This is a genomic window from Agromyces sp. GXQ0307 (genome assembly GCF_044769845.1).
Lineage (GTDB): Bacteria > Actinomycetota > Actinomycetes > Actinomycetales > Microbacteriaceae > Agromyces.
Genome location: NZ_JBIZVY010000003.1, coordinates 922,429 through 933,883 on the forward strand (window position 1 = coordinate 922,429; position 11,455 = coordinate 933,883).

The 11,455-nt window shown below is 72.6% G+C and carries 11 protein-coding genes and 1 rRNA gene; 3 read left to right on the top strand and 9 right to left on the bottom strand.

What is annotated here, in order from left to right; all coding sequences use genetic code 11:
- Nucleotides 1-42: 42 nt before the first annotated feature.
- Nucleotides 43-1,143, bottom strand: coding sequence for a ThuA domain-containing protein (locus tag ACIQH8_RS14350; RefSeq protein ID WP_400999751.1), 1,101 nt, complete (start codon nucleotides 1,141-1,143; stop codon nucleotides 43-45).
- Between the two features lie 280 nt (nucleotides 1,144-1,423).
- On the opposite strand from ACIQH8_RS14350, the gene ACIQH8_RS14355 reads away from it, so the two are divergent.
- Nucleotides 1,424-2,797 (top strand): L-serine ammonia-lyase, encoded by a 1,374-nt coding sequence (locus ACIQH8_RS14355; RefSeq protein ID WP_400999753.1) that lies wholly within the window; start codon nucleotides 1,424-1,426, stop codon nucleotides 2,795-2,797.
- Between the two features lie 63 nt (nucleotides 2,798-2,860).
- The gene (locus ACIQH8_RS14360) at nucleotides 2,861-3,052 is read left to right on the top strand and encodes a hypothetical protein (RefSeq protein WP_400999755.1); all 192 of its coding nucleotides are present in this window, start codon (nucleotides 2,861-2,863) and stop codon (nucleotides 3,050-3,052) included.
- 73 nt (nucleotides 3,053-3,125) lie between these two features.
- Here the strand turns inward: ACIQH8_RS14360 and ACIQH8_RS14365 are convergent, their stop codons facing one another.
- The 4 genes from ACIQH8_RS14365 to ACIQH8_RS14380 all read right to left on the bottom strand — a co-directional run bounded on the left by ACIQH8_RS14365 (nucleotide 3,126) and on the right by ACIQH8_RS14380 (nucleotide 7,698).
- Nucleotides 3,126-3,635, bottom strand: coding sequence for a rhodanese-like domain-containing protein (locus tag ACIQH8_RS14365; protein WP_400999757.1), 510 nt, complete (start codon nucleotides 3,633-3,635; stop codon nucleotides 3,126-3,128).
- A gap of 102 nt (nucleotides 3,636-3,737) precedes the next feature.
- Entirely contained in the window at nucleotides 3,738-5,021 is a 1,284-nt protein-coding gene (locus ACIQH8_RS14370) for a M18 family aminopeptidase (protein ID WP_400999759.1), read from the bottom strand.
- A 79-nt stretch (nucleotides 5,022-5,100) separates the two neighbouring features.
- Nucleotides 5,101-6,033 (bottom strand): DnaJ domain-containing protein, encoded by a 933-nt coding sequence (locus tag ACIQH8_RS14375; protein WP_400999761.1) that lies wholly within the window; start codon nucleotides 6,031-6,033, stop codon nucleotides 5,101-5,103.
- A gap of 75 nt (nucleotides 6,034-6,108) precedes the next feature.
- Nucleotides 6,109-7,698 carry a methyltransferase gene (locus tag ACIQH8_RS14380; RefSeq protein ID WP_400999763.1) on the bottom strand — a complete coding sequence of 530 codons (1,590 nt, stop codon included), beginning with the start codon at nucleotides 7,696-7,698 and terminating at the stop codon, nucleotides 6,109-6,111.
- Nucleotides 7,699-7,860: 162 nt separating this feature from the next.
- On the opposite strand from ACIQH8_RS14380, the gene ACIQH8_RS14385 reads away from it, so the two are divergent.
- Nucleotides 7,861-8,193 carry a hypothetical protein gene (locus ACIQH8_RS14385; protein WP_400999765.1) on the top strand — a complete coding sequence of 111 codons (333 nt, stop codon included), beginning with the start codon at nucleotides 7,861-7,863 and terminating at the stop codon, nucleotides 8,191-8,193.
- Between the two features lie 36 nt (nucleotides 8,194-8,229).
- On the opposite strand, the gene pnuC is transcribed toward ACIQH8_RS14385, so the two are convergent.
- The 4 genes from pnuC to rrf all read right to left on the bottom strand — a co-directional run.
- Nucleotides 8,230-8,904: a nicotinamide riboside transporter PnuC gene (gene pnuC / locus ACIQH8_RS14390; protein ID WP_400999768.1), complete on the bottom strand. Its 675-nt coding sequence runs from the start codon at nucleotides 8,902-8,904 to the stop codon at nucleotides 8,230-8,232.
- On the bottom strand, nucleotides 8,901-9,323 hold the full coding sequence (locus tag ACIQH8_RS14395) for a DUF3054 domain-containing protein (protein ID WP_400999770.1): 423 nt from the start codon (nucleotides 9,321-9,323) through the stop codon (nucleotides 8,901-8,903). Before ACIQH8_RS14395 ends, pnuC begins: the two co-directional genes overlap by 4 nt.
- A 28-nt stretch (nucleotides 9,324-9,351) precedes the next feature.
- Nucleotides 9,352-11,295, bottom strand: coding sequence for a thioredoxin domain-containing protein (locus ACIQH8_RS14400; protein ID WP_400999772.1), 1,944 nt, complete (start codon nucleotides 11,293-11,295; stop codon nucleotides 9,352-9,354).
- A gap of 84 nt (nucleotides 11,296-11,379) precedes the next feature.
- Nucleotides 11,380-11,455: ribosomal RNA gene (gene rrf / locus ACIQH8_RS14405) — 5S ribosomal RNA — on the bottom strand; the annotation flags it as partial.

Here is an 11,455-nt window from a genome sequence, read left to right on the forward strand (position 1 = left end):
GACCGTACGATCCCCGGCCGCCCCGGATCCGCGAATCTGCCGTCAGGACGCGAGTCCCTCCTGCCACTCGATCAGGTCGCCGATCTTCGCGACGAGCACCTCGTCCTGCAGCCCGTGGGCCTTGCCCTCGGCCTGGCGGAGGATGGCGACGGCCGTCGCGTGGTCGCCGGCGTCGGCAGCCAGCTGGGCCTCGGCGAGGTAGTCGCCGACTCCGCTGCCCAGCATCTCGGTGCGCTTCGAACCGTCGGCGAGCCCGTCGAGCACGCCGCCGACCTCGGTGAAGGTGACGCAGTCGCCGCCGCCCTCGACGACCCCGGCGGTCCATTCGATGCCCCCGAGGATGTGGCTGAGGAAGATCGGGTCCGACCAGGCGGCGTCCACGTGCCCGGCGCCCTCGTACCAGGAGCGGCCGCCCTCGAAGTTGTGGCACCACGCGATCGGGTGGTCCTCGCCCATGCGGCCGCTGCCCGGGTTGTACGTCGACTCGTCGAGCGTGATGAGCACGTGCACGTCATCGCGCGGGTTCGTCGTGAAGTTGTACCACTCGTCGAACCGGACCCACTCGGTGGGCAGCATCTCCGTCGACGGATGCGTCGGGCTCTCGACCCGCATGGTCGCCGTCTGCTGCGCCGGGTGGTTCCGGAAGCGGGCTCCGCCGCCCGTGAGCTCGCTGTACCAGGGCACCGTGTGCATGGAGTCCGTCGCGGCGTGCAGGCCGACGTAGCCGCCGCCGGCCCTGATGTATCCCTGGAAGGCCGCGAGCTCGGTGTCGTTCAGCAGGCGCGGGCGGTTGGGGTCGAGGTTGTTCGTCGCGTCGACCGGCGAGGCGAAGATGATCGTCGCGTACTTCGACAGGTCATCGGCGGTCGTGAACGGCGAGCTCGGGAGGGTCAGCGCCGGCTGGCCGGGCGAGCTTCCCTGGGGCGGATCCCAGACGTCGACCTCGAAGCCGTGCTCGGCGCCGAGGGCGATGATCGCGTTCGTGGTGTCGTCGATGTGCGAGTGGCGGAACCCCAGCGTTTCACCGACGACCAGGACCTGGTAGTCGTCGTCGGCGTGCGCGGGCGCCGCGGCGATGCCGAGCGTGAGTGTGAGGCCGGCGGCGCAGAGCCCCGTGACGGCGAGCTTGGCAGGTTGCTTCATGGGTCGTTCTCCCCTTCGAGTGGACCGTTCGGGTGCCGCCGCACCGCCGAATATGTTGCGGCAGGCGACATATCGCGTGTCCGACACTATTGCCGCAATCGGGGGTTGTCAATGCCATTCGTCGATACTTGTCCGCGTCCCACACATCTTTTGCATTCTCAGCGTTAAAAGCGACGTTCGGGGCCGTCGCGGTGCATTCCGCCGGATGGGAACCGATCACGCGCACGATCCTTCGAAGCGACGGCGAATCCCTGCGCGTGCTGCGACGTAGCCTTGAGGGGTGACAGCGTTCGTCTCAGCCCTCGACCTGTTCTCGATCGGCGTCGGCCCCTCGAGTTCGCACACGGTCGGACCCATGCGGGCCGCACGGATCTTCGTCGACGGGCTCGCCGACGACGGGCGCCTCGACCGCGTGCGGCGCGTCACCTGCTCGCTCTACGGCTCGCTCGGCGCGACCGGGCTCGGGCACGGCACGCCCGATGCCGTGATCGCGGGCCTCGGCGGCCTCGCCCCGCACGACTGCGACCCCGACGACGTCCGCAGTGCGTGGACAAGGCTCGGCGACGGCGACGAGGTCCTCCTCGCCGGTCGCCACCCGGTCCGGATGTCGCAGGCCGACGTGTCGCTGGAGCCGCGCACGCGCCTGCCCGGCCATCCGAACGCGCTCACCCTGCAGGCGTGGGGCGACGACGACGCGCTGCCGCTCGCCGAGGAGACGTACTACTCGGTCGGCGGCGGGTTCATCCGTCGCGACGGCGACGCGCCCGAGCAGGCCGAGGCCCTGCGGCATCCGCTCCCCTACTCGAGCGCGGCCGAGCTGCTCGCCCTCTGCGAGCAGCACGGCGTCAGCCTCTGCGACATCTCGTGGCGCAACGAGGTCGCGGTGCACGGCGAGGAGGGCATCGTCGCGGGTCTCGACGCGATCTGGGACGCGATGGCCGAGTGCGTCGCCCACGGCCTGGCGACCGAGGGCACGCTGCCCGGGGGCCTCCGCGTGAAGCGGCGCGCCCCCGAGGTACGCCGCCGCCTGGAGGAGTACGACCGCGACGAGCACGTTCGCGATACGTCGACCGAGTGGCTGCACGCGTTCGCGCTCGCCGTCAACGAGGAGAACGCGTCGGGCGGCCGCGTCGTGACCGCACCGACGAACGGCGCGGCCGGCATCATCCCCGCCGTCGGCCATTACTACCTGAAGTACGTGCCGGGCGCAGACCGCGAGGGCATCCGCCGGTACCTGCTCACCGCGTCGGCGATCGCGAGCCTGGTCAAGAAGAACGCATCGATCTCAGGCGCAGAGGGCGGATGCCAGGCCGAGGTCGGCTCCGCCTGCGCGATGGCCGCGGGCGGGCTGTGCGCCGTGCTCGGCGGCACGCCGGCGCAGATCGAGAACGCCGCGGAGATCGCGATGGAGCACCACCTCGGGCTCACGTGCGACCCGGTCGCCGGGCTCGTCCAGGTGCCGTGCATCGAGCGCAACGCGATCGCGGCCTCGACCGCGGTGTCGGCCGCTCGCCTCGCACTGCACGGCGACGGCACGCACGTCGTCTCGCTCGACACCGTGATCGAGACGATGCGCCAGACCGGCATCGACATGATGTCGAAGTACAAGGAGACGAGCGAGGGCGGCCTCGCGGTGAACGTCATCGAGTGCTGAACTGGCCGTGTCCCCCGGATGGGTCGCTTCCGGCGCGACCCGCGATTCTGGGAAGGTAGCCGGGTGGACCCGAACATCGACCCCGGCCTGCTCGGCGGCATGTCCGCCGCCGCCCTCATCATCGGCTCGCTCATCTACCTGGCGTTCATCGCGCTGAGCCTCTGGATCGGCTACCTGATCATCAAGGCGGCGGTGCGCAACGGACTCCGCGAGCACACGCTGTGGCTCGAACAGCGCCGCGGCCCGTTGCGCTGAGCCGCTTCGCGCGCCCGACGCGACGGTTGCGACCCCGCTCCTGCGCGCCGCGACCTCCGGCGCCCGTGTCCCCCTAACAGGCGCATTCGACGACCAGCGCGCCCGTCTCGACGTTCGTCAACGTGTCGACCGCCCGCCGTTCGCGACCGCCGTCGCGATCGACCTCGAACCCCTCGCGCACCCAGTACTCGAAGCCGCCGAGCATCTCCTTCACCGGATGGCCGAGGCTCGCGAAGGCGAGCGCCGCGCGCGTGGCGCCGTTGCAGCCCGGTCCCCAGCAGTAGACGACGACGGGCATGCCCGGCGCGAACCGCTCCGGAGCGACCTCCGCGACCCGCCGGCCCGGCAGGTGGACGGCGCCGGGGATGCGACCGGCCGCCCACGCGGCCTCGCTCCGCGTGTCGACGAGCACGAAGCCGGGGTCGGATGCCGCGAGCGCAGCCGCGACGTCGGACACGTCGGTCTCGACGCCGAGTCGTGCGCGGAAGTGCCGCACGGCTTCGTCCGGCGAGGCGACGTGGGCGAAGAGCCCGCCGACGGATGGCGCGGCAGCGGCGGGCACGGGAGCGGTCGCGTTCGTCATGCTCCGATGCTCGCACCGGATGCGCCGGGTTGCGGGTGCGAATCCGGCCTGCCGTGCGCGACATCCCGCCAGGTCGGAAGCGACCGCGCGCCGGGCCCGACCTCAGGCGCCCCGGAAGAACGCCCCGATCGCCGCGCCGAGTGCGGCGAGGTCATCGACGTGCGCGAGTTCCCTGGCCGAGTGCATCGACAGCAGCGGCGGCCCGACGTCGACGGTGCGGATCCCGAGCCGGGTCGCCGTCAGCGGTCCGATGGTCGAGCCGCAGGGGATCGCGTTGTTCGACACGAACTCCTGGGTCGACACGCCGGCCGCACGGCACGCGGCGGCCCAGAGCGCTGCACCCGCGGCATCCGTCGCATAGCGCTGGTTCGCGTTGAGCTTCAGCAGCGGTCCCCCGCCCAGCACCGGACGGTTCACGGGGTCGTGGCGCTCGGGGTAGTTCGGGTGCACGGCGTGGCCGGCGTCGCTCGAGACATGCCATGACGCGGCGAACGCACGACGACGGTCCTCCACGCCCGCGCCGAGGCCGGCGCCGATCCGGGCGAGCACGTCCTCGAGGAACGGCCCGCTCGCGCCCGAACGCGACTCGGAGCCGAGTTCCTCGTGGTCGAACGCGGCGAGCACGCTGATGTGGCCCGCGTCCGCGGGGGCGTCGAGGATGGCGGTGAGCCCCGCGTGAACCGAGGTCAGGTTGTCCATCCGTCCCGAGGCGAGGAACACGTCGCCTCGGCCGAACCGACCGGGCTCCGCTGCGTCGACCACATGCACGTCGTGGCCGACCACCTCCTCGGCGTCGATGCCGGCGATCCCGGCGAGGTGCCCGACGACATCGGCGGGGTCTCCCATCGTCTCGACCCCCCAGATCGGTTGCACGTGACGCTGCTTGTCGAGCGTGAGTCCGTCGTTGTTGACCCCGCGGTCGAGGTGCACCGCGAGCTGCGGGATCCGCAGGAGGGGACCGGTCGCGACCAGGTGGGTCTCGCCGTCGCGGGTCGCGAGGCGGCCGGCGAGGCGCAGCTCCCGGTCGAGCCACGAGTTGAGCAGCGGGCCGCCGTAGACCTCGACGTTCGCCTGGGAGAGCCCGGCGGCGGCACTCGACGGGTTCGGCTTGAGCTTGAACGACGGCGAGTCGGTGTGCGCGCCGAGGATGCGGAACGGCGTCGTCGCGGTCGCCCCCTCGGGCTGGACCCACGCGATCACCGCGCCGTCGCGCACGACCACCCGACGCCCCGGCCCGCTCGGCCAGGCGTCGAGCTCGTCGAGCCGTTCGAAGCCGGCGTCCGCGAGCCGCCGAGCGGCCTCCTCGGCCGCGTGGTACGACGACGGCGATGCCGTCACGAACGCGGTGAAGTCCTCGATGTACGCGTCGACGTCAGGGGTGCCCATCCCTCCATCTTGGCAAACCCGAGCGGATGCCCCGGACCGGCCCACGCATCCGACGCGGCCGCGCCGGCGGATCGGCCGCTCAGGCGAAGCGGATGGTCGCCTGCAGCCTCGCGCGGATCTCCATGACATCCGCTCCGCCGAGGACGGGCGAGCCGGGGATGCCCTCGCGGATCGCGCTCGCGAGCCGCGACCGACGCACGAGCACGGCCGCCGCGCCGCGCACCGAGCCGCCGACCTCGAGCGGGACGCGCGCGTACTCGTCGGGCACGACCACGACCAGTGCGGTGGGTTTCACGCGCGCCGGCCGGGTCACTGCCTTCGCACGCGCCGCGAGCAGCCGGATGGGCCGCTCACCCGCGAGCGCCTCGCCGACCAGCTCGCCGCGCTTGAACGCGACCGGGCCGCCCCAGTCCTCCGATTGGATGGCGATGAGCCCGGTCGGACCGAGGACGAGGTGATCGAGCTTGGGCGGGAAGCCGGGCCCCGCGGCATCCGTCGCGATGTCGTGCCACACCGTGTAGGCGATGCCGAGCGTCGCGAGCGCGCGGGCGGTCTCCTCCTCGGCGAGCGCGTCGGCCAGCACGTGACGGATGTCGCGCGGCGCCGAGCGCACGAGCGACGGGTCGTACGGGTCGTCCAGGGTCACGCCGCGGCCCGCCCACTCGCGGATCAGGGCGAGGTAGCGTTCGCGCGTCCACCCACCGGGATGTCCGTAGGCTCGCGCCATCGGCCGCGAGTCCCGACGAGGTCGCGGCGCGGCGGGCGCCCAGGCCTCGTGCTGGGGCTCGGCCATGCCGCCGCCCGAACCGCGGTCGAACGCCGCGCGCGCCTCCGGCGTGCCGACGAGCTCCCAGGCGCGCTGGACCGCATGGAAGCGCACCGCATCGCCGCCCGTGTCGGGGTGGGCGTGCCGCAGCGCCCGACGGTACGCGAGGCGCAGCGCCGCAGCATCCGCATCGGAGGAGACGCCGAGCACCTCGTAGGGCGAATCGGACAGTGGGGAGTCGGGCATGGGCTCGCTTTCGGTGGCAGCCACGAGGATACCGCCGTCGTCGGGGATCTCGCCGTGCGCCGCCTCCGAGGTCGATCAGTCGACGACCGGGCGCAGCATGCCGCCCGCGACGAGTTCTCGCGTCGCCGGCGCGAGTTCGTCCCAGAGTTCGGCGCGATCCACCTCGAGCAGGTCGGCGATCGCGTCGACGAGCACGCCGAGCGGCAGTTCGCCGTCGGACGCGCCCACGAGCGCGGCGAGCCCGGTGCCGGCGTCGACGACCCGGCCGAAGCCGCCGCCCTGCCGGAGCAGGATCACCGTCGGCTGCTCGGCGCCCGGCCAGTGGTGGCGTTCCTCGGTCACGTCCCCGGCGACCGCGAGCCGAACGCTGCGGAACGCGTCGTCGTCGAGCGCCGCGACGAGGTCGGATGCCGCGAGGCACGCCTCGAGGTGCACCGCGAGTCCGCCGGCGGCGTCGCCGAGCGGTCCGTGCAGTCGTTCGGCACGTGCGAGCGTCGACCCGCCTGCCCCGGCCGGACGGCGGAGGAGCACGTAGCCGAAGCCCACCGACTCGACCCCGCGGTCGGCGAAGTCCTCGAGCCACGCAGCATGCAGCGACTCGAACTCCGGCGTGCCCGGTCTCGTCCCGCCGTCGCGGATCCACGTCTCGGCGTACTCACTCGGGTCCTGGCGCTCGCGCTCGACGATCCAGTACTCGAGACCGGCGTCGGCGGCCCAGCCGGCGATGCGTTCGAGCCCGTCGGCGAGCTCGTCGCCCTCGCGCCGGTACTCCCAGTTGCCGAGCAATTGTGCGATGCCGCCGGGCGTCAGGTGATCGACCGCGCCGCGCACGACGGCCTCGACGATCGCATCGCCGACCAGGCCGCCGTCACGGTACTCGTACGCGGGGACGCCCTCGCGACGCGGGGTGATCACGAACGGCGGATTCGAGACGAGGCGATCCACGCGCTCGTCGCCGAGCGGCTCGTAGAGGCTGCCGAGGCGGAAGTCGATGCCGTCGAGGCGGTTGAGTCGAGCGTTCAGACGGGCGAAGTGCAACGCCCGCTCCGAGATGTCGCTGGCGATGACGCGCTCGCTGAACCGTGACGCGTGCATCGCCTGGATGCCGCAGCCCGTGCCGAGGTCGAAGGAGGTCGCGCTCGGCCGCTGCAGCAGGAGGCCGCTGAGCGTCATCGACGCGCCGCCGACGCCGAGCACGTACTCCTCGGGAAGCGCGCCCCCGGTCGCCAGTTCGCCCGGGTCGGACGCGATCCACCACTCGCCCGGGCCTGCGGCATCCGTGAAGGCATACGGTCGCAGGTCGATGCGCGGCACCGCGCGGTCGCCGTCGAGTCGCACGAGGCCGAGCGCTTCCGCGCGCTCGAGGCCGAGGCCGGGCAACGCCGCGGCGAGGTCGGCGGATGCGACGGGGACGCCCAGCACGAAGCATCGCACGAGCGTCGCGAGCGGGAGCTCGTCGGGCTGCACGTTCGCGAGCGCATGCAGGGCGGGAACGCGGTGCCCGCGCCGGAGGGCGGCACCCGGGTGGGTGGATGTCGCGGCGGCGGCGCGCTCCCACATCGCCTCGATGCCCGCGACGGCGTACCCGGCGGCGCCGAGGTCGGCCGCGAGCGCGTTGATCGACTCGACATCGAGCAGGTCCTCGGACTCGGCGGGTGTGCTCACGGTGGTATTCAACCAGTCGGACCGCCGCCGTGCCGCCCGCACGGTCGCCCGTTCGACACCCGCTCGTCATCGGACGTCCACGCTCCGCCGCCGTGCGTAACCCGGACGACACACGCGCCGAGTACCGTCGGTTACCATCGGACGAGCGAGGGGAGGTCGCACATGGCGGAACCGACCACGCTCGAGCGCCTGCGACAGGATGCGCGAGACGAGCTCTCCGCACTCATCGAACTGCGGTGCCGCCTCGGGGAAGACCCGTGGGCCTTCCTGCCCGAACTGCCGTCGGTCGACGAGCAGGTCGTCGCGACGCTCCGAGAGGAGCGCCTGCACTCGGAGCGCTGGAGCCCCGCTCGCGCGAGGGCGTACCATCCGACCGCGCGCCGCGGCGCCGCGGAGCGGTTCGAGTTCGAGATCCTCCGCGACATCGCGCTCGATCACCCCGAGCTCAGCACGGCCGTGTGGAGCCTGCTCGGCCGGGTCCCGACCGCCTGGTGACCGGCCATGGGCCCATCAGGGGCTCTCGCGGGCACGTCAGGTCGCGGCCGGCTCGTTCGCAGCCTCCGCTCGTCGCTGCACCCGCATCCACGTCACGAAGCCGATGAGGGTGAAGACGCCGTAGAACAGGTACAGCAGGGCGGAGGCGTAGTAGCCCGCGCTCACGAGCAGGGGTACGCCGACGATGTCGACCGCGACCCAGATGAGCCAGAACTCGGTCCAGCCGCGCGCCATGCCCCACGTCGCGAGCAGGGAGCCGACGAAGATCCACGCGTCGGCCCAGACAGGCTCGAACGAGCCGAGCGCCCGGAAGATCGGGGTCAGCGCGAGCGTTCCACCGATGAGGAGAACGACGAGGAGCACACGCTCGCGCCGAGTCGCCCAGCGTGGCGTGACCGCGGGCGCCGCCGCGTCGCCGTGGCGATTGCGCGACCACTGGATCCAGCCGTAGATCGACACGATGATGAACATGACCTGCCGGGCCGCCTGCCCGAGGAGGTTCACCGGGTTCGGCGTGCCGAACACGGCACCGAGGAAGACCGTGAACAGCAGCGCGTTGCCGATGATGCCGACCGGCCACGCCCACACCTTGCGGCGGAGCCCGCCGAGTGCCGACGCGAGGCCGAACGCGTTCCCGACGATCTCACGCCAGAGGATGACCTGGTCGCCGATCACCAGTTGCGCGTCGAAGAGCCAAGCGATGGGGTTCACGATTCGACCGCCCCGTCGTTCCGGGCCGTCGATCGCGCGCGTCGCGCGCGACGGATCAGCACGGCGATGGCGCGCCAGCCCAGCAGGAACAGCCCGAGCGTCGCCGTCGCGACGACCACGAAGGCGAGTGCCGCGCCGCCCCCGGTCGCCAGGCGGAGCAACATGCCGACGGCCACGGCAGCCACCCACGCCGCGACCCCGGTCGGCCGGACGGCCAGCGGTCTGCGCCACCCGCGCACCAGGAGCCATCCGACCGCAAGGCCGACGAGGAACGGCCACGCGGTCTCCCAGACACCGCCGGCATCGACGACCTCGCCGTGGCTCGCACGACCGATGCCCGCGAAGAGGACCACGAGCATGACGTCGAGTGCACCGGCCAGGATCGCCGTCACGCGCGGAACGGATGCGGTGGCGGCCATGCGTCCATCGTAGGTCGCCCCGTGCGCGTCAACCGACGGCGAGCTGCCGCAGCTCGGCGGCGGTCTCCACGGGCAGCGCGCACACGAACGACCGGCATCGGTAGGCCGCCGCGCGGCCGTTCCGCGCGAGTCTGCCGTCGAACAGCTCGAACCCTGCGTCGGCGAATGCCGCCGCCTGCGACTCGGTCACGACGACGGTGACGGATGCCTCCTGCCGGCGCGCCACCTCGATGAGCTCCTGCCGGTCGCCGTCGGCGTCGTCGCCGTCGGGGAGCACGAGGACGAGTTGGACGAGCGGTGCGTCGAGCCGCGCCATGACGCCGAGCGCCCCGCCGAACGCGATCGGGCGGGTCGGTGCGATGCCGGCGACCACGCGCGAAGACGTCTCGGCGAGCTCGCGGTAGCGCTCGCCGGCGCCGAGGGCGGCGAGGCGCCACGCCGCATCGGCGCACGCCGTGAGCCCCGACGGGACCGCGCCTTCGGCGGGATCGTCGGCGAATCCCAGTCCCCGCGCGGCAAGGACCGGATCGCCCCCGCCCGGCGCCGCGAACGGCAGAGCGACTCGGCGCGTCTCCGGCTCAGCCTCGCGGTCCACCATGGCCGCACCGTGCTCCGCTTCGGTCTCGCGTGCCATCGCCGCGTCGGCCGCTGCGTCGATGAGGAGGCGCGCCACCACCGCGTAGCGGGCCTCCCCGGTCGCCGCCGCCAGCCGCACGAGCCCGCCGGCGAACATGCCGGTGTCCTCGAGCGTCGCGGGCGCGCTCGATGCCCGCCCGTCGAGCGAGGCACGCACGAGCGTTCCGTCGGGACGAACGTGCTCGGCGATCAGCCGATCGGCCGCCCGACGCGCGGACGTGATCGCCCGATCGTCACCGAACACCTGTCCCGCTCGCGCGAGGGCCCCGATGGCGAGCCCGTTCCAGCCGGTCAGGAGCTTCGCATCGAGCGCGGGCGGCTCGAGGCCGGCTCGCCCGACCGCGTCCCGTCGGTAGTAGCCGCCCTCGTCGCGGCGGCCGTCGATGGTGCTCTCGGAGTCCTGCGCCGCAGCGAAGCCACCCTCGGGCAGTTCCATCCGCTCGGTGAGGAAGGACGCGACGCCTGCCGCGAGTGCATCGAGGAACGGTGGCGGACCGTCGCCCGTCGCGAGCTCGGCGGCGACCTCGAGGAGCAGCGAGTTGTCGGTGAGCATGCGCTCGTAGTGCGGATCGCTCCAGTCGGCGCGCGTCGCGTACCGGAAGAACCCGCCTTCGACCGGATCGCGGAGCGGCGATGCCCCCATCTTCCGCAACGTACGGGTCGCGAGTTCGCGTGCGTCCGCACCGGCCACGGCCAGGAAGCCGAGCACGGGCGCGACCGGGAACTTCGGCGCCGCGCCGAATCCGCCGTGCAGCGCGTCCTCGTCGGCGGCGAGCCGGCCGATCGCCTCGTCCATCGCCGCACGATCCGGTAGGTCGGCGTCGGTCCGGGCGACGGATGCGGCGGCGATCGCCTCACCGACGGCATCCGCGGTGCGGTCGAGATCGTCGCGACGTTCGTTCCATGCCTCGCCGACGGCCTGGAGCACCTCCCGGAAGGCCGGGATGCCCTGCTGGGCGCGGGGCGGGAAGTAGGTGCCGGCGTAGAACGCCCGCCCATCGGGTCGCGCGAAGACGGTGAGCGGCCAGCCCAGCTGCCTGGTGAACGCGGATGCCGCGGCAAGGTAGCTCGCGTCGACCTCCGGGTGCTCCTCGCGGTCGACCTTGACGGCGACGAAGCCCCGGCTGAGGATCTCCGCGATGGCGGGGTCGCTGAAGCTCTCGCGCGCCATGACGTGGCACCAGTGGCAGGTGGCGTACCCGATCGAGACGATGAGCGGGACGTCGCGGCGCAGCGCCTCCGCGAAGGCGTCCTCCCCCCACGGATACCAGTCGACGGGATTGTCGGCGTGGGCACGAAGGTACGGGCTCAGGGAGTCGGCAAGTCGATTCGCCATCGATCCAGCGTAGGCACCGGGTCGTCCGCATGTCGCCTTAAATGCAGAAGAGCCGCCCGGTTGGGCGGCTCTTCTGGAATGGTTGTCCGGCGGTGTCCTACTCTCCCACAGGGTCGCCCCTGCAGTACCATCGGCGCTGCGAGTCTTAGCTTCCGGGTTC